The organism is Bacteroides sp. 1001136B_160425_E2 (assembly GCF_015559655.1).
Lineage (GTDB): Bacteria > Bacteroidota > Bacteroidia > Bacteroidales > Bacteroidaceae > Bacteroides > Bacteroides luhongzhouii.
This window is the reverse complement of sequence record NZ_JADMQH010000003.1, coordinates 67,908-94,569: the sequence shown is the minus strand read 5'-3', so window position 1 is coordinate 94,569 and position 26,662 is coordinate 67,908. Positions and strand designations below refer to the sequence as shown.

12 protein-coding genes are annotated in these 26,662 nt (G+C 39.2%); 5 read left to right on the top strand and 7 right to left on the bottom strand.

Annotated features, from left to right (window positions below; translation table 11 throughout):
- Window positions 1–71: 71 nt before the first annotated feature.
- From I2I04_RS03815 to I2I04_RS03800, 4 genes are all read right to left on the bottom strand, one after another.
- Complete coding sequence (locus I2I04_RS03815) at window positions 72–4,130, bottom strand: hybrid sensor histidine kinase/response regulator transcription factor (protein ID WP_195654348.1); 4,059 nt, start codon at window positions 4,128–4,130, stop codon at window positions 72–74.
- Window positions 4,131–4,223: 93 nt separating this feature from the next.
- Complete coding sequence (locus tag I2I04_RS03810; protein ID WP_195654347.1) at window positions 4,224–6,986, bottom strand: GH92 family glycosyl hydrolase; 2,763 nt, start codon at window positions 6,984–6,986, stop codon at window positions 4,224–4,226.
- A gap of 82 nt (window positions 6,987–7,068) precedes the next feature.
- Window positions 7,069–8,730, bottom strand: a complete 1,662-nt coding sequence (locus I2I04_RS03805; RefSeq protein WP_004302810.1) for a RagB/SusD family nutrient uptake outer membrane protein — start codon at window positions 8,728–8,730, stop codon at window positions 7,069–7,071.
- Between the two features lie 21 nt (window positions 8,731–8,751).
- Complete coding sequence (locus I2I04_RS03800) at window positions 8,752–11,751, bottom strand: SusC/RagA family TonB-linked outer membrane protein (RefSeq protein WP_195654346.1); 3,000 nt, start codon at window positions 11,749–11,751, stop codon at window positions 8,752–8,754.
- 303 nt (window positions 11,752–12,054) lie between these two features.
- On the opposite strand from I2I04_RS03800, the gene I2I04_RS03795 reads away from it, so the two are divergent.
- A complete protein-coding gene (locus tag I2I04_RS03795; protein ID WP_195654345.1) occupies window positions 12,055–14,457 on the top strand; it encodes a glycosyl hydrolase family 95 catalytic domain-containing protein in 2,403 nt (800 codons plus the stop codon).
- 8 nt (window positions 14,458–14,465) lie between these two features.
- The gene (locus I2I04_RS03790) at window positions 14,466–16,142 is read left to right on the top strand and encodes a right-handed parallel beta-helix repeat-containing protein (protein ID WP_195654344.1); all 1,677 of its coding nucleotides are present in this window, start codon (window positions 14,466–14,468) and stop codon (window positions 16,140–16,142) included.
- 51 nt (window positions 16,143–16,193) lie between these two features.
- Here I2I04_RS03790 and I2I04_RS03785 read toward each other — a convergent pair whose 3' ends face one another.
- Both I2I04_RS03785 and nadA read right to left on the bottom strand, forming a co-directional pair.
- Window positions 16,194–18,515 carry a GH92 family glycosyl hydrolase gene (locus tag I2I04_RS03785; RefSeq protein WP_195654343.1) on the bottom strand — a complete coding sequence of 774 codons (2,322 nt, stop codon included), beginning with the start codon at window positions 18,513–18,515 and terminating at the stop codon, window positions 16,194–16,196.
- A gap of 259 nt (window positions 18,516–18,774) precedes the next feature.
- Complete coding sequence (nadA, locus tag I2I04_RS03780; protein ID WP_195654342.1) at window positions 18,775–19,713, bottom strand: quinolinate synthase NadA; 939 nt, start codon at window positions 19,711–19,713, stop codon at window positions 18,775–18,777.
- 501 nt (window positions 19,714–20,214) lie between these two features.
- Between nadA and I2I04_RS03775 the strand changes: the two genes are divergently transcribed.
- Window positions 20,215–20,742: an RNA methyltransferase gene (locus tag I2I04_RS03775; RefSeq protein ID WP_032845842.1), complete on the top strand. Its 528-nt coding sequence runs from the start codon at window positions 20,215–20,217 to the stop codon at window positions 20,740–20,742.
- 325 nt (window positions 20,743–21,067) lie between these two features.
- Here the strand turns inward: I2I04_RS03775 and I2I04_RS03770 are convergent, their stop codons facing one another.
- Entirely contained in the window at window positions 21,068–23,020 is a 1,953-nt protein-coding gene (locus I2I04_RS03770) for an NPCBM/NEW2 domain-containing protein (RefSeq protein ID WP_195654341.1), read from the bottom strand.
- 210 nt (window positions 23,021–23,230) lie between these two features.
- Here I2I04_RS03770 and I2I04_RS03765 point away from each other — a divergent pair, with 210 nt between their 5' ends.
- Window positions 23,231–24,631 carry a hypothetical protein gene (locus I2I04_RS03765; protein ID WP_195654340.1) on the top strand — a complete coding sequence of 467 codons (1,401 nt, stop codon included), beginning with the start codon at window positions 23,231–23,233 and terminating at the stop codon, window positions 24,629–24,631.
- Window positions 24,632–24,833: 202 nt separating this feature from the next.
- Window positions 24,834–26,645 carry a glycoside hydrolase family 105 protein gene (locus I2I04_RS03760; protein WP_195654339.1) on the top strand — a complete coding sequence of 604 codons (1,812 nt, stop codon included), beginning with the start codon at window positions 24,834–24,836 and terminating at the stop codon, window positions 26,643–26,645.
- Window positions 26,646–26,662: the final 17 nt, after the last annotated feature.

Here is a 26,662-nt window from a genome sequence, read left to right as displayed (position 1 = left end):
GGCGTAAACAAGTCAAAAAATGAAAGATTTACGGCAATATGCTTCACAATCTCTCTGAATCCGCAAATTTTCTATTTATCCGCATCATTTATAGTATCCGTATTTCTTATATCCTGTGGAATGATTGTTTGTTTTCCACTTTGATACTGTTTCTCGAAATCTTTCGGAGTCATACCGAATTGTTTCAAGAATAACTTGCTGAAATAAGACGGAGAATTAATGCCCACCATATAGCAAATATCTCCAATCCGGTATTTGCCTTCCTGAATATATTCCGCCGCTTTCTTCAGGCGAATCAGGCGAATGAAATCGAGTGGGGAAAGATTAAATATCGTTTTAATTTTTCTCAACAAACTAGAGCGGCTCATACAAAGAATATCCGCCATTCGTTCTACACCGAAATTATCATCTGTAATATTCTCCTCTATAATCCTTATCACTTTATTCATAAATTCCTCGTCTGCTTTGTTCATCTGCATATTGTCCACCGAGAAGAACGGACGTTTCGAGAATGCCTCTCTCTCCCGTCGACGGTTATTGAGCAGTGACAATACTTGCTCTTTCAAGTAACTAAACGAGAATGGTTTTTCTACATAGGCTTCCGCCCCATACTTCAACCCGTTAATTTTACTGTCAATATCATTTTTAGCCGTCAGGAAGATGATAGGAATATGGGATAGCTCAATATTCGACTTGATTTCTTTACATAACTGATACCCATTCATCACGGGCATCATGATATCGCTGATTATCAAATCGACGTGTACATTTCTCAGCACTTCGATTGCTTCCGCACCATTCTTTGCCGTCTCCACAGTGAAACACTCACATAACCTTTCGGAGATAAAGGCCAGCATACTTTCATTATCTTCTACCAAAAGAAGAGTATATCCGTGCATATCTGTTTCAACAGAAGTTTCCTCATCCAACTCAACTATATCTTTTTGTACCGCTTTGCTATTCTCCAGACTAATACCTTCCTTATTTAAAGGAATGGTCAGAATAAAGACATTGTCCTTTTCTCTTGTAGTATCCAAGGTAAGTGTCCCTTTGTGAAGAGATGCCAGCGAACGTGCTAATGAAAGCCCGATACCTACTCCGTTCTTAGGGGCTTCTTTCTTTTCCATTTGATAAAAAGGTTCAAAGATATATTGGCTCGCTTCTTCCGGAATCTTATTTCCGTCACTAATAACCCGAATCGTGAAATAAAGATCGTCTTTCTCCAGTTCCACTTGTATATGCTGCCAGGCATACTTCAAAGCATTATTAAGCAAATTGCTCACAATCTTAGTTATCGCCTCTTTATCTACTGCCGCCCATATTTCCTCTTCAGTCAATTTCAGAACCAGTTCTTTGTTATTCAAATTGAAAGTTACTTCAAAACGAGCTACGATTCCTTTCAGAAGTGCCGTAATGTCAACACTTTCAAATTTCATGGAAAGCTTGTTGGCACCTATCTTCTGGAAATCGAGAAGTTGTCCTGTCAGTTCCAACAGCCGCTTCGTATTCTGTACTATTACATTAATATACTTCTTTTTTTTAGATTCCGGAAGATTCTCCTCTTGAATAGCCTCAAGCGGACCATTAATCAACGTCAGCGGAGTACGTACTTCGTGAGCTATCTCCGTAAAGAAATCAACCTTCGATTCATACAATTCCTTTTCTTTCTCTATTTCAAAAAGTTTCTGACGTTCTTCCATCTGCCGCTCCTTACGATGCTTGTACCATAAAAACCAACAGAATACAAACAAGATAATAGCCAGTGCATAAACAATATAAGCCCATACGGACTGCCACCAAGGCGGCAAAATAACAATCGTCAACGAACGGGTTGAAGGATCGGATTTGCTCGCATGATGAGTTGCCTTTATTTGAAAAGTATATTTGCCCGGAGGCAATTTAGCATACGATATATTCTTGTTGCTGGCAGCACGTATCCACTCTTTATCAAGCGGTACCATACGATAATAATATTGATTGGTCTCCGCAGTAGAATAACTAAGCATAGCTATATCAAAACTGATATTTGACTGATTATAAGGAAGTTCTATTTCATTAGTATGTACAATACACTGTTTCAAAGGCGAATTCGGGGTATGCACAGTGATTTCCTTATTATAAATGCTGAATTTAGAAATATAAACCGGAGGCAGCGATCCGCTTTCATCCTGAGTATTGGGATCAAAAGCAATCAGTCCGTCCACCCCTCCGAAATAAAACTTACCATCGCGTGCTTTAAGCGCCGAATTATAATTGAACTGGTTCCCTAATAATCCGTCTTTATTGGTGAATACACTTACATCTCCACTTTCCGGATTAAAACGTACCAGTCCTTTATTAGTCCCAAACCATAAATTAGAATGTTCATCCTCCAGAATATCATAGCAGACATCGTCCGGCAATCCTTCATTAATTCCAAAAGAGGTAAAATTATCCTGTACTTCATTATAGCGACAGATTCCGCCGCGATCAGTAGAGAACCATATATTACCCTTACTGTCCTGCATAATGCAACTGACGGAATTGGAACTAAGCGTATTTTTCTTACCTGCCTCGTAGGCGTAGTTCTGATAGATCCCTGATTCGGGTCTGCATTTCCAGACTCCGTTTCCCATAGATGCCACCCAAATTGTACCATCTTTCGCCTCCATGATATTAAAGGCCCAGTTGTAACCGATAGCATCTACCCTGTGATACTCCTTTTCATTCGGTCCGGACATATAAAGTCCCCATCCGGTTCCTATCCATTTACGCCCTTTACTATCTATCATAAAGTCGTACACACTGCCTTCATCAATGCCTAACTCCCCTTCTGACAAACACCGGATCCGTTCATCAGGCAGACGGATTTCATTCATCCCCTGCTTGAATAATCCACAATAAATATGATTATTATAATGTCTTACACATAAAGTGATAAGATGCCCCGGTACATTATCATACACTTGATGTACTTCTCCGGTCTGAGGATCCAACACATTAATTCCGTTATCTTCAGTTCCAATCCAAATACATCCGTTATCATCTTCCGCTAATCCACGGATGCGTTTGGTATTCAAAGAATGTCCGTCGCTTCCGGGGACATATTTATCAAATACAAGGCGGTGTTTAGGCAGATAATTAACCCCTCCGAACATTGTTCCAATCCAGATACCTCCTTTGGTATCTTTATAAATTGAATAGACAATGTTATCCGACAAGCTGAACGAACGCATCAAATCTTCTTTAAGATGCAATGTGCTGTTTTTCTTCTCATTAATAATAAAAAGCCCATGATGAGAACCTACCCAAAGTTCATCTCCGAAACAGACCACATCACGTAAAAAAGTTTTCCGTTCTCCGGGGAAAGGAATAGTACCAAGCTCACGGGACTGTGTATTATATTTCAATAATTCTCCTTCATGAATGGCAAGAATAACGGTATCATCGTCCCGGAAGCACATACTCATAATATTCTTATTAGCCAACGAATATCCGTTACGGTCTTCCAAATACTGTTCAAACGCGTCTTTCTGCGGATTATATTTAAATAATCCTACTCCGGAAGTTCCTACCCATACTCCACCTTTTTTATCAATGGCAATACATTCGGGACTTTCATTTTTAAAGTTACTTTTACCCGTGATAGGATAATGGCTGACTTTCTTCGTCCCTTCAAAGCGAAATAGTCCCTGGTCAGGAATAAGCACCCATACATTACCGACAGAATCAGCAAGTATTTCCGCCACCCAATTATCAGGTGTGATTTTATCCGATGATTTTGGATTCAGGCGGGTAAAAATATCCATTGTGGGATCATACACATAAATTCCCCGGTCGGTTCCCACCCAAAGTTTACGTTCCTTATCTTCGTAAAGAGCACTGATATTATGATTTCCGATCCCTGCTTTCAGGTCGTCACAGTTAAGTTGAAGAATAGACGTACCATCATAGCGGTTCAATCCGTTCTTAGTACCAAACCACATGAATCCATAGCTATCCTGCAAGATTGCCTTGACATTACTTGCCGACAAGCCATTTTCACCATTAATATGAGTAAAGTAAAATTGAGAATATGCCTGTGCCCTGACAAATGTTGCGGAAAGTATCAAACTACACACTACCGACAATATGAGTATAGATCTTTTCATAGTATGGATAATATTATTTGTTACATTCGCAAAGATACACGAATTTTCTTATATCGAACGAACGTCATAATATTATATATAAAATGAAATATATCAATCAGCAATCCCCCATTTCTTATTCGGAACATTTCCCAACCATAATTCAAGTACCCCACCCTGGACAAAAACAAGGTGCGGAATTTGATAAGAATCATATTCTTTACCATTCAAACAGGCACGCTGTATATAGCAATTCTCCGTTGAATTATTATGAACTTTTATCCTGAACTCTTTACCTTTATAATAAGTTGAATCCAATTTTATAATAACCTCATCAAATACCGGACTTGTTATATCGTAAGCCGGATCGCGTCTTGAACCACCATCCAAACTGAAAAGTCCGATTGCCATCAAAGTGCTTACACCTCCCATCTGCCCTTGATCTTCATCGTGCCCGCCATATCCTTTATCCGGTGTTATTGCTCCATAGGCTTGTTCCTTCACACGACGTACCCAATATTGAGTCAACCAAGGCTTACCCGCATGAGTGAAAACATGTGCATTGGAACATCCCGGCTGGTTGGCATAACTCACATATCCACTACCGTAACCATAAACAAAATCAGTTGATCTGGATTGCTCAAAAGCATTATTCAACATATAGCATAAACTATCGCTACCACCCATAAGTTCCGCCAATTTAGGTATATCATGAGATAACCCGAATGTAGCCTGCCAGGCATTAGCTTCCACATATCCCGCACCATTCAATGGATCGGTATGCAGCCAGCTTCCATCTCTTCTTCTAGGCAGGATAAGATTTACTTGTTTATTAAAGGATTCCGTCCAGCCTGTCGACCTTTTACGAAAATAGGCATAATCTTTCCGTTTTCCCATTTTAGCAGCCATTTCTGCTAAAGCCCAGTCTTCAAAGGCCCACTGAATCGTCAATCCCGCATTATCAGGACAATATCCGTTTTGAATATAAAAATCAAGTTCGTTATCCATATCCAATGCCAGCATACCTCCCTTGGCATGGTTTCTTTTCATCGCTTCATAACCTGCTGTCAGCGACCACTTTTTTGTTATGCCTCTTTGGTATGCGCTGGTGATAAGTGATGTGGCAGGGCAACCAGTCATAATATATGAATATCCTCCGGCACAAGGACCACGGGGCAATAAACCGCCGTTGACATCGTATTGTATCAAAGATGCTGCAAAATCATCTAATACGAAAGGATATGCAAGTCCCCACAAAGTATTCAGATTCCATTGGGTCAACCAAAATGCGTCTGAATTATACATGTGATGAATCGGCTTACCGCGACTGTCTTTCTTCAATTTCCCAACCGCCAGTTTTGCATTTACCGTATGTGATCCTTGCCGTATTCCGCCTTTTGTATAATCCGGATATTCGCCATTATAATCATCCAGTTTATGACGTCCCAGTAAAGTGTGCCACAAGTCTGTATACAATTTGATTCTTTGAGCATTCGTCCCTCCTTTTACTTCGATTCTGCCCAACCATTGATTCCATTCGTCTTGTGATTCCCGGCGAACTTGATTAAAATCCCAATGGGCACAATCTTCTTTCAGATTTTCTTTCGCATTAGCAATACTTACATATGAAATCGCCATTTTAATATTAATCTGATCTCCCGCCCGGACTTTATATTTTGCACTGACTCCTGATGTGGGAGCATCATGATAACTCCACCCCGAACTTATTCGCGGCGTACTTTCTGTGGTCCCTTGAAGCTCTTCAATATCAGAAAAATAGTCTTTATCAGCCCAACCGTCGAGAGAGTCGAAAGGTTTGTCAAAATGAGCCACAAAAAATATTCTCACAATATCCGGTCCGCCCCATAAACGCCCCTTTGTATCAAAATATCCGGTAATCTCATTATTGCCAGTTTTATATACTCTGGAGTTAACCATAGTGGAAGTGCCAACATACCCTCCCAGATTAAACAATATATTTGCTGATGCATGTTCGGTATATGTCAGCCTGTAAAAACTAACCCGGTCTGTTGCGGTTTGCTCCACCCACATATTATAATTCTCCAGATACAACCGGTGATACCCCGGTTGTACAATCTCTCCATCGTGTGTAAAATGAGATTTCCAATGTTGTTCACCTAATGTCGGATTCACATTTCCAGTAGTAGGCATGAGTGATAAACCGGACAACATCCAACAATGTATCTGGGGAAAACCGAGTATATCGGTAGAGTTATAATTATATCCCCCGCCATATTGATTCTTATTCCGGGTTAAAGGAGCAGCACCTATCATCCCGAATGGCTGACTCCCCGTGACAAAAAAGAAATATCTCCCTCTTGCCGACTCGATATAGGGATCTACCCACGACACATAATCAGAATAATCTTCAGGAGCCGGAAAAACCTCAATTTCTGATAAGCCGAGATTCACCCCATCTCCGTCTGTTACCTCAAAACGAATCCATTTTGTCTTTCTTGCAGGAAATTCAACTACTTTCGGGCTACCATTATTAGGAATCTGGCACACATTTATGCAACTTCCATCACTAAAATGCAATATACCGCCTGCGATATGTGTTTTTTCATCGGGACGGTCATACAAAACAACCTTGTTGACGCATACCGGATTATCCCAGTCTAATTGTATCCAGGGATAATCTATTTGCCCCCAAAACGTCATAGTGCTTTTAGAAGCCCATTCTCCTTTGTCCGGCACACGGATTATCCGGTCAGTAACATTAGATGCTTCATACGATTCATTCAATGCAGACGATGCCGATACACGACTATCAGGCGCAATATTATATGGAGAGGCGGATACTAGACCAAAAGACAATAAAGCAATTAAACTTGTTAGCAGGCGGTATGGTTTCATCTGGTTTCTATTAATTATTACATTAACAAAATGTAGTATTCCCCAATGAGAAACGCTTTATCTCTCATTGAGGAATAAAAGTTTACCAACCCGTAGGTTGACTTATATTAGGATTAGAAGTATCTTCCTTCTGCGGAATCGGCCATGAATCAAACTTCGGGAATGTACAGCGACGTTCTTCAAGTTTAATAAACGATTGGGTATCAGGATTCCATGCTCCATAAATAGGACCGTTCATTACATCATTTCCAATTCCCCAACGACGTATATCATCATAACGTTTGCCTTCGAAACAAAGTTCCACACGTCGTTCACGACGATATAATTCACGTACCTTTTCCTCTGAATTATAAACCGTTTGATCCATTTTTGGCATTCCACTACGAACACGAATAGCATCAATATATTCCTTTACTTTCGGATCATCCCAATCGCCGGTTTCAACCAAACATTCAACATAATCCAATAATACTTCCGCATAACGGTAAATAACGAAATCAAGACTACCTTGTCCATTGTTGCCACGATCATCCTCAGTCATAAATTTCTTCACCATATAACCGCTGCGGATACCATCATTCCTGCCAATATAATCACCACAATCCGGATTGAAAGGACTAAATGTATAATTGGAGAGTCCTGTATTATCACCTGGTACAAAAACGCTGACATTCAGACGAGGGTCTCTTGCTCCATGATACGGATCTTTTTCATAAGCCTCTCTTTCAGAAGTGGATAAAGACTGAATTGTTTGTCCATCTATCGTTTCATAAGTATCTATAAACGATTTCAATACATTCATTACTCCTTGTCCGCCAAAACTTCCCGACATACAACGGGAGAATATACCGCTTGAACCGCCTCCCTTATATAAAATGCGTTCTTTATTCTGTTTACCCACATATGTAAATAAGTCGCGGTAGTTCTTACCCGGATTATTGTCGGTAGCAGTAGAATAATATAACTCAAATTCTCCACTCTTTATCAATTCCCATGCAGCCGCTTTAGCTATATCATATCGTTTGAATTGGAGATTTACATCCATTTTCAAAGTCAGGGCAATAGAGCGGGACATACGGTCACGTCTTCCTTCATCCCAAATAAACGGGAGAGCTTCCGAATTGATTACTTCGTCCAGTTCCGCATTAATTCTATCCAGACATTCATTAACCGGAGTGCGTGCCATATAAATCTCCGAAGGCAACAAAGCCTTGTCTACATACGGAATACCATCATTTCTACCATACCAGTTTAATAAACGAATATGATACCATGCCCGCCATACTTTCGCTTCCGCTTTCATACGGTCACGTTCAGACTCATTCGTAAAATAGGCATTATCAATATTATCAAGCAATCGACAGCAATTGCGGATTTTACGGTAGCATTGGTTCCAGGTGTAAAACTGATATTCCCATGGACCGGGATTATTATTGTCGGCCGGAGGCACTAAAGAGCCATTTCCCAACTGCTGGATACGCACGTCAAAGTTTCCTGTAAAATAAACGTTGTCTGACGCTCCGTCCTGAAAAACCATACCTATTTCATCTCCACCCCAATCGCCTCTTAACCACAACTTGCAAGTACCAAGTGCCGATTCACATTCCTGTTGCGTTTTCCAGAAATCATCATCTGTCGAGGCATTCGGTTTATCTCTCGTCAGGAAGTCTTCACAACTACTGAATAAGCCAATGAGTCCGGCCAGAAACAAACCTTTAAAAATTATTTTATTATATCGTTTCATAATATGTCTATATTTTAATGATTAGAAGTTCAAACTAAGACCTACAGAATAAGTTTTCACCAATGGATAAGAACCCATCTGACCGCGGTTTTCAGGATCAATCATGCTTTCTTTGGCAAAAGTAAACGGATTCTGGGCATTCAAATATACGCGGATGCTGGAAATACCTACTTTCTTCAGTGACATCTGGTCGAATGTGTATCCCACCTGAATGTATTTCACACGGCAATAGCTTGCGTCGAAATGCCAGTAATCGGATGCATGATGATTATTACCGTAATCGGGAGACGGCGTCAGTCTCGGATAACGTGCACCCGGATTCTCCGGTGTCCAATAATCTAATTGTGCTTTCATAGGCGTCAAACCGTCTCCTGTCAAGTTCAGCCCGTTAGAAAAAGGTGCACTATAATAGGCATCCACACCTGTCACTCCTTGAAATAAAACTTCAAAACTCCATTTCTTGTAATTAAAAGAAAGATTTGCAAAATAGTTCAGGTCAGGCTGGTCATTTCCACGTATTACGCGGTCGTCAGTAGTTATCTTATTATCGGGAGTTCCGTCAGGACCGGAAACATCCAAATACTTGATATCACCCGGTTGCTGTCCATCAAAAATAACTACGCCTTCTTTGGGTATCCATTTGCCTGAAGCATCTTTCGTAAAATCACTTTCCTGCAACAAACCATCAGTGGGATAAACATAATAACTATTTAATGCATAACCTATTTCGTTGATTGTAGATCCGTTATCATAGGGCGCTCCAAACAAATCTATGATTTTATTTTTATTTTGAGACAGACCGCCATGAATACTGAAGCCAAAGTCCTTAAACTGTTTGTCGTAATTTGCACTAAACTCCCAACCTCTGTTACGTACTTTTCCAGAGTTAATAGCAGTCGCCCAAGTACCACCGATAGAAGAAATAGGCGGAGTAATAAGCATGCCTGAAGTCGTTTTTTCATACCAGTCGAAAGTCAGGCTCAAATCTTTGAACAGGCGGATATCTGCACCAATATTCAGCATTTTCACCTTTTCCCAAGTAATTTCAGGGTTACCATATTCTTTTTCCTCACCATTCCCCATATCAATAAAAGTCTGATACTTATATAATCCGATATTTTCGTTTCCAAGTAAACCATAAGAAGCTCTCAACTTAAATTCATTGATTTCGTTCTTTAATGATTTCATAAATTTTTCTTCGTGCACATTCCAACCTGCAGCAATAGAAGGAAATACTCCGAACTTTTCACCATCTCCAAAGCGTGAAGAACCGTCACGGCGCACAGTACCTTCAATAAGATAGCGGCGATCATACGTATAATTAGCTTTAGCAAACATGGAAATCATTGAATAACTGTCCCAACTATTCTGATGAGTCAGCTCCTGGTTGTAACCTCCTATGACAAACAGGCGATGATCGCCTTTATCATACGTATATTCAGCAGTACCACCCAGATAATAATAGGTATCATGATCTCTATAATCTGAAAAATCTGCTCCCCAAGTATTCAGTAAAGCATCTGTATCATAATCAAAGAAATTATATGCTTCCCGTTTGCTCTTACCCCCGCGACTACTGATACGATAAGAATACTGACCTTTCAGTACCAGATTCGGCAATACTTCCCAACGGGGAGAAATATTCACACTGATATTATCCTCATAATCTTCACGTATTCCCGCACGATCGATATAGGCTGCCGGATTAGTCATATTAGGCCTGTTGCCATAATAAGTAAAATCACTACCTTCCTTTTTCGGATAACGAGTTACGGTATTAGGCGGTGTCTTATACATCCATTCAAACAATGACTTATCAGCAGCATCTGTTTTTGGTTGTTTCCGGTTGGTACGGTAAGCATTGAAGTCCATGTTAACAGACAGGTTATCCCGCAAACTGACAGTTGTGTTGGCACGGATATTCAAACGGTCAGAACTTGTATGTTCTGTCAATCCCTCATTCTGCATATAGTTTACACTTAAAGCAAAACGTGCCAGGCTACCACCACCCGAAACAGCAACCGAATGGTTTTGTACATATCCTGTACCAAATAAGAAATCTGCCCAGTCTGTATCCGGATATTTATAAGGATCAGTACCGGCAATTGTATTTTTGATTAACTCGTCATCATACAATTTATCACCGCCAATATTCTTTTGGGCAATATTAGCCATAGTCATATATTCGGCTGCATTCACAAAATCAGGAAGATAAGTGGCTTTTTGAATGCCAAAGTAACCGTCATAAGAAACATTAATCTTTCCTACCGTACCACGTTTCGTTTTTACCACAATTACGCCATTGGCTGCACGTGCACCATAAATAGCGGCTGCGGCAGCATCCTTCAGAATAGTAACGCTTTCGATTGTATTCGGATCCAGTTGGTTCATATCCATTGGAATACCGTCAACCAGAACTAACGGGTCATTATTAGTGTGTAGTGAAGAGATACCGCGAATCTTTATAGAAGCTCCATCTCCACCGGGCATACCGGAGCTTTGGGTAACAGTCAGACCGGTAACGCCTCCCTGCAAAGATTGCGAAATAGAAGTGATAGGCTTGGAATTCAGATTCTTTGCAATATCTAATGTAGATACGGAAGAAATCGAATTCAGCTTCTTTTCTTCCGAAAAACCGGTAACTACCACTTCATCCAATGCTTCAGAATCTTCAGATAAGGAAACACTCAAATTACTGATAGCACGGGATACTACATATTCATAAGGTCGGAACCCAAGATAAGTGAACACAATAATATCTCCTTTTTGAGCTTTAATGGAGAAATATCCATTCGTGTCACTTATAGTACCAATCGTAGTACCTTTAATAAGAACATTAACACCGGCAATAGGAAGCGGCTGTACCGAGTTTTCAAGTATTTGTCCCTGGATAGTCCAGTTTCGCTCCTTCGTGTCATTAGCAACAGCAGATGTTGGTTCCAAAGCTAAAGACTTTGTTGGAGTTCCCAACAATAAACAGGCAAATAATAGAGAGATTACCGCCTTCGAGCTTCTTTTCATGTAGTTTGAATTTATAGGTAAAACAAAATTGTATTTAATGAATCTCATGTTTTTTATTAGATCTAATATTTATCTTTAAAAGCAATGCAAATATACCCGATATGTAGCAAGTAATTGAGTTATAAACACTGCAAAAAATAGAATATTTGATTCAAACATCGCCGAGACTTCTTGTAGGACGCATTCTTTCTATTTTATGAATCATTTGTATAGAGCGGTAAAATCACGATGGACTAATTTTGTCCTATAATAAAAAAACAGCCATCTATTCGTATATTAATCACTTAATTATAAATTTGAGCCATGAAAATTAAAACTATTAGTTTTTCTCTAGCCATCATGACGGCATCCCTTTCCGGATGTATGGAGCAAATGGAGGCAAAGGATAAAGTTGAACTATGGTACGAACAACCCGCAAAAGAATGGATGAGTTCTGTACCAGTAGGTAACGGACGTATCGGAGCAATGGTGTTCGGAGGTATCGAGGAAGAAACCATTGCATTGAATGAATCCAGCATGTGGTCAGGGCAATATGACGAGAATCAGGAAACACCTTTCGGAAAAGAAAGAATGAATGAATTGAGAAAACTCTTTTTCGAAGGAAAAATACAGGAAGGAAATCAGATTGCAGGAGAGTTTCTACACGGCAACGGACATTCTTTCGGCACGCACCTTCCTATCGGCGACTTGAAACTCACTTTCAGTTATCCGGAAAATACAGTCAGTAACTACCGTCGTTCTCTCGACTTAGGTACAGCTATCAGTACAACCAATTATACAATAGGTGACGTTAATTACGTGCGCGAATGTTTCGCAACCAATCCGGACGACGTACTTGTATTACGGATGTCCGCCAGTAAAAAGAAAGCTATTAATGCAAAACTATCATTAAGCATGCTGCGGGAATCTGAAATTTCAACCGATGGTAATCAATTGATTTTTGAAGGAACAGTTAATTTTCCCAAGCAAGGTCCCGGTGGTGTCAGCTTTCAAGGCCGTATTGCAATATCCGCACCTAATGGAACACTACAAGCTGAAGATTCTTCCATATCAGTGAATGATGCTGATATGATGACTATTGTAATAGATGTACGCACGAATTATAAGAACGACGCTTATAAATCTCTTTGTAAAGAAACTGTTGTAAAAGCAGAAAAGAAGACTTATGAAAAACTAAAGAAAACTCATCTCAACGATTATACTCCTCTGTTCGACCGTGTTTCCCTACAACTAGGAACAGGAGAATATGCCGATCTGCCAACTGACAAAAGATGGGAACAAGTAAAAAAAGGCGGATATGATCCCGGCCTTGATGTATTGCTTTTCCAATACGGACGCTACTTATTACTAGCTTCCTCGCGAGAAAATTCACCTCTTCCAGCCGCCCTGCAAGGTTTCTTTAATGATAATCTAGCATGTAACATGGGGTGGACAAATGATTACCACCTGGACATCAATACACAACAGAACTACTGGATTGCAAACGTAGGTAACCTGGCAGAGTGCCATCTTCCCCTTTTCAAATATATCGAAGATTTATCTGTTCATGGAGCGAAAACTGCTCAAAAGATATATGGATGCAAAGGATGGACAGCTCACACCACAGCTAATATATGGGGATACACAGCTCCTTCAGGAAGCATCCTCTGGGGATTATTTCCCACAGCAAGCAGTTGGATTGCCTCGCATCTCTGGACTCAATATGAATATACACGTGACAAAGATTATCTGGCAAAAACCGCTTACCCGCTATTAAAAGGAAATGCAGAATTCCTTCTCAATTATATGATCGAAGATCCCAATACAGGATATATGGTAACAGGACCAAGCATTTCACCGGAAAATTCTTTCCTTTACCAAGGTAACAACTTGTGTGCATCAATGATGCCTACCTGTGACCGTGTATTAGCTTATGAAATATTCAATGCTTGTATTCAATCAGCTCAAATCCTGAATATTGATAAGGAGTTCAGTGATAGTTTACAACAAACCATCAAAAAATTCCCTCCCATCCGTCTGCGTGCTAACGGAGGTATACGAGAATGGTTGGAAGACTATGACGAAGCACACCCTAATCATCGCCATACTTCACATTTACTGGCTCTTTATCCTTACGAACAGATTACCCTTGAAAAAACTCCGGAACTCGCCGCAGGTGCACGCAAAACAATCGAAGACCGTCTGTCTGCGGAAGGTTGGGAAGACACGGAATGGAGTCGCGCCAACATGATTTGTTTCTATGCCCGACTGAAAGATACCAAACAAGCTTATCAAAGTGTCCTTACTCTTGAGAGTATATTCACACGTGAGAACCTGTTGAGTATTTCTCCTGCCGGTATTGCAGGAGCACCCTATGATATTTTTATTCTTGACGGAAATACAGCCGGAGCGGCCGGAATAGCAGAAATGCTGGTACAAGGACACGAAGGATATATTGAATTCCTGCCCTGTCTGCCCGAACAATGGAGCGTAGGAAATTATAAAGGCCTGTGTGTGAAAGGAGGAGCGGAAGTTTCAGCAGCCTGGAATCAGTCGTTGATTAACGAAGCAACTTTAAAAGCTACTGCTGACAATACATTTACAGTAAAAGTTCCACAAGGGAAAAATTACACTATCACGCTGAATAATAAACGAATCAACCCAGTGATAAACAACGGACTGATTACCGTATCCATGAAAGCTAAAGATATATTAAAATTCAAATAAGTAAACTTATGTATAGAATCATTATTTTCTTCCTTTTTCAAGTAAGTGTATTCAGCATATTATCGGCACAAGAAACTATTTATGTGAAAGCGCAACCTGGTGATGCAACTCCACGCCTACAAAATGCCATAGAACAAGCACGTCATTTGAAAGGGAAGAAAGTAGTGATTCAACTTGAACAAGGAGACTATGATCTATACCACAACAGTAGTTCCAAGCAAGTTTATTTTATATCCAACACTGCCTCTAAAGAAGAAAATCCCGACCCTACCAAACACATTGGTCTTTGGATAAAGGATATGAAAAACTTAATTATTGATGGTGGTGGCGCACATCTGATTACACATGGAGAGATGACTTCTTTTGTTATAGACAAAAGCGAAAATATAACACTCCGCAATTTAACTTTGAAAGCTGCCGATCCTTCGGTTACGGAAATGAAAGTTATTAATACAACAGCTTATACAGCAACTTTCAGAATTCACCCCAAAGACCGGTATGAAATTGCAGATAAACAGATAAAATGGATAGGAACAGAATGGAGTTTTACCGGTGGCATTGCCCAAACTTTTAATCTACATACCAATATAACAAACCGCTGTAATCTGCCTACCGACCATGTCGTTTCTCTTACCGACATTGGAAATCATCAGATACACGCAACATACGACAAGAAAATAGCTTTATATCCAGGAGAAATATTTCAGATGCGGGATGCCATTCGAAATGAAGTATGTGGATTTATTCATTTGAGCAAAAACATTACACTTGAACATTTGAACCTGCATTTTTTAGGAAACTTTGGAATTGTCGGTCAATATTCCGACAATCTTACTTACAAATATTTAAACTGTGAACCGGAGTATGGCAGTGGTCGTACCTGTGCCGGTTTTGCTGACTTTGTGCAAATGTCCGGATGCAAAGGAAAAATCCGTATCATCAACTCTCGTTTTGAAGGAGCACAAGATGATCCGATCAATATACACGGAACTCACCTGAAAGTTATTGCTTACGAACCGGGAAACAAAATAGTAGTTCGTTTCATGCATCCTCAATCTTACGGATTTGAAGCTTTCTTTCCTGGAGATGAAGTTGAATTTACAGAAATACATTCGTTACAATGTCTGCATAAAACATCAGTACTCAAAGTGGAGAGAATAAACGACTACGATTGTAAACTTACACTGAATAGTTCCGTTCCTTCTATCCTACCACAACAGGAAGTAGTAATAGAAAATATCACTTGGACACCGGAAGTAGAAATCCGCAATAACTATTTTGCCCGGACACCGACAAGAGGAATACTTGTTACGACACGCCGGAAAGTTATAATCGAAAACAACGTATTTTATCGTACACCAATGAGTGCTATTGCTGTCTCAAATGATGCTCGCAGTTGGTATGAGTCAGGCCCCGTACATGACCTTACCATCCGAAACAACCATTTCATAGAATGTGGAAGTCCGGTTATCAATATTGCTCCCGAAAATAACCGTCCGAACGGAACTGTTCATAAATGGATCCGTATCGAAAATAATCGTTTTACATTGAAAGATAAACAGGCAATCTATGCCCGTTGGACAGATAATATCCGAATTTCAGGAAATTATTTTGAGGGAATTTACCCTATCTCCACAAAAGAATCTGTTTTATTGGAACATTGTACAAATGTGGAAAATGAGTAAAATTACCATAGGATTCCAACCAGTAAAATAGTTCTGTGCTGTATTACCTTATTAATTGGATTGTCCGGATGATAGATTTCCTTTCAGTTGTTTATTAGGATATTTCCCCATTACAAATTCCAATACTCCTCCTTGAGTTATTTCCTGATGAGTAATCCATAAACGGTTTATTTTCTTGCCATTCAAAGTTATAGATTGTATATATACATTTTCTTCCGAATTATTCCGGGCTATGACGGTAAAACGTTTTCCTTTATAATAACGATTGTCTAATTCAATAGTAGCTTTATTAACAAGCGGTGATGTGAGTTCATATTTATTATTTCCGGGACAAATAGGATGCATCCCCATCGCCGCCAATATGTACCAAGCAGACATTTGTCCCACATCTTCATTTCCACAAAGTCCGTTAACTGTGTTATTATAAGCATTGCGGCATATCTTCCGTGTCCAATATTGAGTAAGCCAAGGTTGTGAAGTATAGTTCAACAAGAAAGGTACATGATGATTAGGTTCATTAGGATGATTGTAATAGTCTCCCCATTTAAAATCATCATCCGCTCCATTGAAGAATTCGATTAATTCCTTTTCAAAATATTCCTTTCCCATTAACTGTATCATACCTTCAATATCCTGCGGAACGAACCATCCTTGCTGATAGTTATTACTTTCTATACAACCCTGCCAATGCACTTTTTTCCCTTTCCAAGGCAACCATTCTTCTTTTGACAGACGTGCTCTGAACCACTTTACACTGTCACACCATACATTACGGTAAGCCTTTGATTTTTTCAAATAAATATCTGCTTCCTGAACACGATTTTGAGAACGAAGCAAAGTACTGACACACCAGTCGGAATAAGCATACTCTAACGTTTTAGATAAATCTCCGGGATCATATCCGTCTTCATTATTGCCAAATGTCCGTACAGTGTTGATAGCATACTGAATAGATTTATCTACCGGATAATTTTGTATTCCTTTCTGATAAGCATCAGTCAAAACAGATACAGCCGGATTGCCTACCATACAGCCGGAGTAAGCATTCAGAAACTCCCACCGGGGATAATACCCCTTTCCACTTTTCTCCGCTATCTGCACCAATGAATTAATTTCATCATTCACTAAATCCGGATTAATTATCGTTTGCAAAGGAAACTGGCTGCGAAACACATCCCAACCACTAAAAATAGTTCGGTATGTAAACGTAGAAGTCTGATAAACTTTATTGTCAGCTCCTATATACTTTCCGTCTATATCCGAAAAACAACGCGGATCAATCATCGTGTGATACAACGCAGTGTAAAAAGTAGTCTTATCTGATTCGTTTCCCTCTATTTTTATCTTAGATAATGCATCATTCCACATCTTCCGCGTGCACACAGAAACTTTGTCGAAATCCCAATCCGGTATATCATGTTCCAGATTCTTTTGTGCGCCTTCCATACTGACAAAAGATATACCGCATTTCATCAGAACCTGTTCATCTTTCCTGGTTGGAAATTGAGTATAAAATCCCAAATGTTTACCTTCCATCACTTTTGCCTGTGGATGAATAGCAGCATTTCTGACATACTGATAATAATTCTCATCATCATTCGATTCATTCTTACGAGAAGTACCTTCGGGAATGTCTGCACTCCAAATACCAAAATCCACTAAAGGACGACTGAACAAACAATAGAAATAAATAGTATAATTTGCTTGGCCTGCACCATTTCCCCAGCCACCGTTTTCGGGTGTGCATTTCATCCATCCCCGAATTATATGATTATCAACAATTTCCACAAATTGTTCGGTAGAAGTCCCTCCTATACGACGTGCCAAGTCAATCTGGATACGCGATTCTTCATGTTCGGGATAAGTGAAGCGTATCATTCCCGAACGCGGTGCAGCAGTCAATTCTACCTTGATATCGTAGTCATCAAGTTTCACTTCATATTTATCAATATGTGCCGACTCCGTTTCATGAGAAAATCTGGAACGATAGCCTTCATCCGGATTTTCCTCTGTTCCTTTAAAAGTATGAAGTTTACCGGTAGTCGGCATGACCAGAAAATTGCCCAAATCGCCATACCAACCAATGCCACTCATGTGAGTAAAGCTAAATCCCTCAATAGTTGTATGATGATAAGAATATCCCGAACCATTATCTCCACCAGTTTTTGTATCCGGACTTAACTGTACCAAACCGAAAGGGGTACATACACCCGGAAAAGTTTTGCCTAACCCAAGATCTGTATTTCCTATGTTATCCAAAGTCGTTGCGCCAATCATTGGACTCACATAATCAACTAATTCATGAGCATTAGATAAAAAAATACGGATCGAGAATAATAGTACTAATACAAATCGGTTTATTGTTTTCATCATTCTATATTTAAAAGGTTGTTATAGTTATTTCATCATCTACATTCATTGAAATATGAATATAATCATCTTGTCTGATTATTTATATTTTCCATATTACAATTATAATAGCACAAAGATAGAGAAGAAGTGATGTCTACTAAAACACAAATACGCCTATTACTGATACAAATGCGTCATCATTATCTCTTTTGCATATAATTAAGGCTGTTCCAAGCATCTTTGGAACAGCCTTAATTATAGATTATATATTCTCAATAGTTTATAATCCCAGTTCAGCCGAAATCTCCAGCATCCGCTGAATCGGCTTCACTGCCTTCTTAGCCACCTCCGGATCTACCGTTATTTCCGGTGCTTCATTCTTCAGACACTCATAGAGCTTCTCTAACGTATTCAACCGCATGAAACTACACTCGTTACATCCGCACGTACTATCGTTCGGAGGAGCAGGGATAAACGTTGTCTGCGGACACTTCTTTTGCATCTCATGCAAGATTCCCGATTCGGTAGCCACAATATACGTATTTTCCGGATGGTTCACGGCATACTTCAACAAAGCAGCTGTAGATCCTACCACATCAGCCAGTTTCAAAACTGTGCTCTTACACTCGGGATGTGCCAACACCAACGCTTCCGGGTGCTGCGCTTTCAATTCCACCACCTTTTCAACCGAGAACTGTTCATGTACATGACAAGCTCCATCCCAAAGAAGCATATTCCTGTTCGTAACTGAGTTGATATAATTACCCAAATTCCTATCCGGACCAAAGATTATTTTCTCATCTTTGGGGAAGCTTTCCACAATTTGCTTCGCATTGGTGGAAGTCACCACCACATCTGTCACTGCTTTCACGGCAGCTGTCGTGTTGACGTACGAAATAACGGTGTATCCCGGGTGCTCTTTGACAAACTGTGCAAACTGATCCGCCGGACAACTGTCTGCCAACGAACAACCTGCTTCCATGTCGGGCACCAGTACTTTCTTGTCCGGACAAAGCACCTTTGCCGTTTCCCCCATAAAGTGAACGCCACACATCACAATAATATCCGCTTCCGTCTTGGCAGCCCATTGAGCCAATGCCAAACTGTCGCCAACGTAATCGGCGATGTCTTGTATCTCACCCTTCTGGTAGTAGTGGCCCAGAATGATTGCATTCTTTTCTTTCTTTAGCTCGTTAATAGCCTTTATGAGTTCATTCATAATAATATTCTTATTTCTTTCCTTTTAAAAAAAATCCTTTGTTAGTAATGATAGCCTGTTAATAATGTTAGCAAATAAATACGATTTTTCTTGTCGGATAAGTTATTAGTCCATACTTCTGCTTTATGAGTCGGTTATGAACTGATGTAAAGGACAAGATATTCTATCCTACTTGCTTCATTATCAATGAAAGCATCGTTAAATGTCATCAAATGGAAGTTTGCTATTAACTCCCTGTTGATAAAGTGCAAAGTTAAAAACTTTATGGATATAAACAGGCAGATAAGTGCTGAAAAATATGTTTATGTCTGTGTAGAAAGTTTTGGGTTAGTTTTTTGGAATGTTCATAATGAAGTCCTCTTATACCTTCTTTTGAATAATGCAAGAATTATTTTTCAAAATCTTTGCCGATAGTTTTGACAGGTTTTAAACCGTTATCAACACCTTGTTAACTGAAAAGAATTACCTTTGTGGACAAGAACATAATAAAAGAAAAGACGTATGCGTAAACTGAAAATAACAGAGCTGAACCGTATCAGTGCCGAAGAGTTTAAACAGGTTGAAAAACTGCCTCTGGTAGTAGTGTTGGATGATATTCGTAGTTTGCACAATATAGGTTCTGTGTTCCGTACTTCGGATGCTTTCCGTATTGAATGTATCTATCTGTGTGGTATAACAGCTACTCCGCCACACCCTGAAATGCATAAGACTGCGCTGGGTGCAGAGTTCACTGTCGACTGGAAGTATGTTAATAACGCTGTTGATGCTGTTGATAACCTCAAAAACGAAGGGTATATCGTTTATTCTGTAGAACAGGTGGAAGGAAGTATTATGCTTGATGAACTCCAGCTGGATAAAACCAAGAAGTACGCTATCGTTATGGGAAACGAAGTGAAAGGGGTACAGCAGGAGGTTATTAACCATTCGGATGGTTGTATAGAGATTCCTCAATACGGTACAAAACATTCGTTGAATGTTTCCGTAACTACCGGTATTGTAATCTGGGATTTATTCAAAAAGCTACGCTAGCAGCTTATCCCCCATTGGTTAATAAATGGTTGATAACTGGTGGATAATGTAGTTAATTTGCTTATAATCAATATATATATAATTGTTCATAAGTATAGAATCCAAGTGATGTAATAGTGCTCTTTGCAGGAGATATAGATACTACTTGCATATTGCTTATGTACGTCCTGTAAAAGCGGAATAAATATTGGTCAATCGAGAATAAGAAAGGTTATCCCCCGACTTTATTAACCGAAGTTAGTAAAGTCGGGGGATAAGTCACTATCAACACTAACACTACACGTTCCATTAGTTTATCTTTACCTGCCAATCATATAAAGCCGTTTCATTTTGCTGGTTCTATTTTTAGAAAAAGTACCCCATGTGAAGGTACGTCAGATTGGTATTTATTTATATAAATTCCTTTATCCTTTTGCTCCCAAAGATTACGCACTTTCTGTTTACCTTGAATATTCAGTTGCTCCCAGGAAATAGATATGCCCTGTTTATTATCGGATAGATTGAATAATCCGACTGCTATGGAACCATCTTTTAATGGTTTACTCCATACTTCAATTTCTTTATTATTATCAGCATATACTCTGCTACCTTGTATACCGGCAATATCTTGGTTGATGGCTATTACTTCTCTATTACTTAATAGATTCATTGTAAAATCATCCATTTGTTCCAGATCGCATCCTATCAGTAAAGGTGCTGCTAGAATACTCCATAAAGTGATATGGGTATATTGTTCATTAGGAGATAAATGTGTGGAATGTATATTTTTTCCCCAGCCAACTTTTCCTACAATGAGCATATCCGGATCATTCCAACTGCCTGGTTTAGCAAATGATTGCCACTTATCCTGAAGGAAACCGATGGTAGTCATACTACACCAGGAATCATAAATATCCCCTGTTGTACGCCAAACATTCGTGAGGTTGCTCCAGTCTTCTGCCAATTCAAATGGGGCAGCATTGGAGATACTGTATATGAAATCTCTTCCCGATTGACGTAAAAGATATGACAGTTCTGCTGTATGAGCTATATCATTGGTTACCCAGTCGTACTTAATATAATCGAATCCCCATTCCGCCCATTGCTTTACATCATTTTTGGCAAATGAAAATTCCCCGTGTCTGCGGCTTGAATTGACAACTATCCCATCACGTGTATCGGCGCTGCTACCAATGTACCCGGCAAAAGTTTGTACCCATGGAGAAGAATATATTCCTATTTTGAGACCTTTACTATGCACATAATCAACGAGACTTTTCATATCAGGAAATTTATCGTTTGGCATTATTGCATTGTATTTTCCTCCGCGTACGCCTTGCCATCCATCATCGATATTTATATAAGCATATCCATAATTGACGAGTCCCAGTTCTACCATGCGATCGGCCATCCTTCTTATTTTCTTGTCATCAATGTCTGCTCCGAAAATGTTCCAGCTATTCCAACCCATAGGAGGAGTTAGACTTATCTTTTCGCCGATTTCAAGAGTTAAGTCTTTAGTAGTTTCTCCATATTGATTTTTAGCCGAGATACGAACAGTATAAGTTCCCGGATTTATTGCTTTTCCCGTAATAATACCGGTATTGCTGTCGATAGATAATCCTTCGGGTAAATTGGTTGCAGTTATATTTAGTGGTCTTTCTCCTGAAATAGGTACTGTAAACAGAAATGGATTTCCCGGACGGGCGCCATATATATAAGGAGCATTAATCATGGGCTGCTTTGTAATAGCAGGTGTTAGGATGTATTCTTGTTCACGTTCTTTTTTTATCGAAACAGGATCGACACCTTTCACTTCAAATCTGGCATTTACCCAATTGGTGCGATCTCCGGCTATTCCATCTCCTGCATGATCGACACGCAGAATGAGAGATTTTATACCTTTAGTAGAAATATCTATTTGTTTTGCTTTTTCTCCTGCATGCATAATTCCACTTCGCCAGATGATTTTACCATCTCCTAAAATTATAAATTCGGCACTGGCTTGTTTTAACTCGTGTTCGGGTGCGGAATCATCTATTCCTGCAGATGCCTTGAAAGAGATTGTTTTGCCGTCGAGTTTTATGCGGAATACGCTTGCGGCATGTGTACCTACACCCCGGTCAAATTTTTCTCCGGCAATAGAAAGTGGTGTTTTCCACATTGATTGATTGGCCATTGCTTTACCAGCAGATTGGTCGACGTTTGAGAGATCTAATTCATCTAACCACACTATGCGGGGAGCAGTCGTAAAACTCGAAAGTAATATAACTAATAATATAGATAAGTATTTTTTCATTGTATTTGAAGATTAGTACAAAATAAATTCTTTCTGCAAATGTATAGGATATGGTTGGTGAAGTTGAATAAAAAAGAGAATAAAATGAGAACAAAAACTAGACAAAACACAAATAAACCGCTTTATGCTTGACAATTACTAGATTTTATTTGTATTTTCACAGCGGATTTTTATTTCTAAGTAATTAGTTCGTGTTTAATTTTGATATAAATGATGGACGAATATAAAGACAAAAGGTACATAAAGGAAATAATAAAAGAATATAATATTTTATTAGAGTCGTGGGGTTCTTCCGAATCCTGGGACTTAAATCAATTTAAAACACTGGAAAATATGATCTTCGAAACAACGAAGATCAATGTAAATGCTAACACACTTAAACGATTTTTTCAACAGAAGACAGGCAATCCACAGTTGGCGACAAAAGATGCTTTGTGTCGTTTTTTAGGTTATGCGGGCTATACTGACTTTGTGATGAAGAAAACAAAGAAAGAAGAGACTATCAGTATTCAGACAGAAGATGTTGTTGAAGAAACAGAGGAACATACAGATGATACAGACAAGGTAGATAGCCCCCAATTGGAGAAAGCGCCGAATAGAATGCCGAAAGATCAGGAAGAAGTATCGAATCGCGTCTATAAGAAAAATAAATGGTATGTAAATTTTGCTGTTATACTATTATTGATAATAGGCGGATATATGTTGTATACATATAAGTTGAAGGATATGTATGTGGAATATCTGATCTCAAAAATAGAATTTACCACTTCACAAGTAAAAGGAATATGTCCGCTTACAGTCACATTCTCCTATCATATACCCGCTTCATTATTTGAAGATATTACTGTTGTATATGAAGAAGCTAATGGAGATGTATCCGAAAGAAAACTAAATGAAAATATAGATAAAATAAATGCTACTTATATATATGAAGGTGAAGCATTCTGTCATCTGAAGTATAAAGATAGAATTATAAAGACCATTCCGGTAGAGTGTCGCAAGACGGGATGGTCGGTTTTTGCCCGTGAGGAAAGAAAGAAAATATTTCGGGTTTTTCCGATGGAGCAGGCTTACAATGATTCGGGATATGTAAGTTTGCCTATAGAAAATGTCCCACAAGAGGCGCATACTAACCACATGTTTGTCAGCTATGTGTTCTATAAAGAAAAGTTGGTGGACGGAGATAATTTCATATACGAGGCACGCGTTCGTAATTCTAAGCAGGAGCATGCTGTTCCTTGTTCGGATATTATCATGTATATACATTCGGATACAGCTATGCATGGTTTTGCTATGAATGAAAACGGCTATGCATATATCAAATTCATCAGTGGAGAAAATACCATTAAAGGTGATGAATATAATTTGAGCCGGTTTAATTTCAACTCTTCCGAATGGCATGTCATGACTATCAAAGTAGTGAATAAGAAAACTACCTTCTACGTAGATGGAGAAGAAGTGTTAGGAATGGATTATAAAGAACCTTTGGGATATGCCAATGAACTTACGTTAAGATTTAAGGGATGCGGTGCTGTAGATTATGTGAAAGTCTGCAATCTTGATGGTAAGGTTGTATATGAAGAAAACTTCGATTCGAATAAAAGAGAATAACACTTTCTTTTCCTACAACCATCTTATACATAGATGGTTGTCTTGTTTTGTTCATATTTTGTTCATGTTTTGTTTTACCTTTTTCTCTCTTTTCTTAGCCTTTTGTTTGCAGGGTTGCGGATGATTTGGGATAGATTTGCAATTGTTATCATTGTCCTAATTGGGACGCGTTAGCTAAATCTATATAATCTGAAATGATCCGATGAAAAAGAAGAAATGGATATGCTTGTTATTATCTGCATTGTTGGGGGTAGGTACTGCTCTTCCTCAACAAAGCAAAGAATCACCTGTAGAAAAAGTAAAGAAGATTGGTGATAAATTAATTAGAGAAACTCCCTTTGCCTACAAGTTGGGACTTGCTTCGTGTAGTACTTCTTTCAACACGTTAAACTTTGTGGATTTTGGACGTACCTTTGGTTTGGGACAAGAAGCTGTGGCCTATGCCTATACACAGCTGTCGTTTCCACGTGATACCACCATGCGTGTAGAAACGGAGCATAACGATGCCTGTAAAATCTGGTGTAACGGACAACTGGTTTATGAAAATAAAGGGAAACGGGATATTAAAATAAATCGGGGGGAACGAAGTATGAAGATGACTTCTTCATTTTTGCTCCCGTTGAAAAGTGGTAATAACGATGTGTTGATAAAGTCGGCCACCTTCGGTAAAGAATGGTGTGTGTTTTTACAACCACCAAGTGATAATGATGCTGTTTTATCCACTGCCAGAAATTATCCTCAAATAGGATTAACCAATTTGAGTCATGTTGATAAACAAGTATCCGATCTTACCAACTGGCTCATTATCGGACCTTTTCAAGGTGGCATTGACGTAGTGCATGAACCGGAACAGGAATTTAGGTTTGGATATATGTATAAAGGACTTCATGGTCCGGTGACCTGGACAATTCCTAAAATAGAAGTACTCGGAGAAATGATAGACCCCGAAGTTTGGGGAACTACTTATCAATGGAATTACCATAATGGAGGTGTTGCCTGGGCTATGCAGCAACTTGGTGAATTGACCGGAGCACATAAATATACTAAATGGGCAACTGACTTCTGCGACTATCAGATGGAAGGTATGCCATTTGTGGACTATCAAGTCAATCATTTGCGGGCATATAATTCAGCCAATGCAATGGTGATTAACTCCACATTGCTTGATTTTACATTAGCTCCTTCACTTCCCATTCTATACCGTTTGCGTATGGATAAGGATTTTAAGAATAGGGATATTTATCAGACATACATAGATAAAATGATAAATTATGCACGTTTCGGACAAATCAGAAGTGAAGGAATGAGCAACTATACCCGTGATACGCCGGAAAAATATACTGTATGGGTAGATGATATGTTTATGGGTATTCCTTTCTTGATACAAGCTGGATTATACAGCGATTCACCGGAGTTGCGAAAAATATTTTTCGATGATGCAGCCAATCAGATCATAGACTTTACGAAACACGTATGGAATAAAGACACTCATCTTTATATGCATGCCAATTATACATCACGTCCCGATGTTAAACTCCCTCATTGGGCACGTGCCAACGGGTGGGCTATCTGGGCTATGTCTGACGTATTGATGGCATTGCCTAAGAATCATCCCAAATACAAAGCAATACTCAAGCAATATCAGACTTTTGTCTATTCTCTGATAAAATATCAGAGTCCTGACGGATTCTGGCATAATGTAATCGATCGTAGCGATTCTCCCAAGGAAGTTTCGGGTACGGCTATATTTACAATGGGTATAATACGCGGTATCAGGTATGGCTGGCTGGATAAGAAAAAGTTCATGCCGATTGCATTGAAAGGATGGGATGCAGTGGCATCCGAAATCGAAGACGATGGAACGGTACATAAAATCTGTATAGGAACCATGTGTACCGAAGATGTGAACTATTATATGAACCGTCCATTTTTCGACGATGATACGCATGGGTCATTTGCTGTCATATTCGCAGGTATAGAAGCGCAGCGGATGATGGATGAAGACACCAAATAACTGATGTAAAAAACAAA

Excerpts from the sequence above, each read along its gene's own strand:
- I2I04_RS03815 (WP_195654348.1), bottom strand. The coding sequence starts at position 4,130 with ATGAAAAGATCTATACTCATATTGTCGGTAGTGTGTAGTTTGATACTT.
- I2I04_RS03810 (WP_195654347.1), bottom strand. The coding sequence starts at position 6,986 with ATGAAACCATACCGCCTGCTAACAAGTTTAATTGCTTTATTGTCTTTT.
- I2I04_RS03805 (WP_004302810.1), bottom strand. The coding sequence starts at position 8,730 with ATGAAACGATATAATAAAATAATTTTTAAAGGTTTGTTTCTGGCCGGA.
- I2I04_RS03800 (WP_195654346.1), bottom strand. The coding sequence starts at position 11,751 with ATGAAAAGAAGCTCGAAGGCGGTAATCTCTCTATTATTTGCCTGTTTA.
- I2I04_RS03795 (WP_195654345.1), top strand. The coding sequence starts at position 12,055 with ATGAAAATTAAAACTATTAGTTTTTCTCTAGCCATCATGACGGCATCC.
- I2I04_RS03790 (WP_195654344.1), top strand. The coding sequence starts at position 14,466 with ATGTATAGAATCATTATTTTCTTCCTTTTTCAAGTAAGTGTATTCAGC.
- I2I04_RS03785 (WP_195654343.1), bottom strand. The coding sequence starts at position 18,515 with ATGATGAAAACAATAAACCGATTTGTATTAGTACTATTATTCTCGATC.
- nadA (WP_195654342.1), bottom strand. The coding sequence starts at position 19,713 with ATGAATGAACTCATAAAGGCTATTAACGAGCTAAAGAAAGAAAAGAAT.
- I2I04_RS03775 (WP_032845842.1), top strand. The coding sequence starts at position 20,215 with ATGCGTAAACTGAAAATAACAGAGCTGAACCGTATCAGTGCCGAAGAG.
- I2I04_RS03770 (WP_195654341.1), bottom strand. The coding sequence starts at position 23,020 with ATGAAAAAATACTTATCTATATTATTAGTTATATTACTTTCGAGTTTT.
- I2I04_RS03765 (WP_195654340.1), top strand. The coding sequence starts at position 23,231 with ATGATGGACGAATATAAAGACAAAAGGTACATAAAGGAAATAATAAAA.
- I2I04_RS03760 (WP_195654339.1), top strand. The coding sequence starts at position 24,834 with ATGAAAAAGAAGAAATGGATATGCTTGTTATTATCTGCATTGTTGGGG.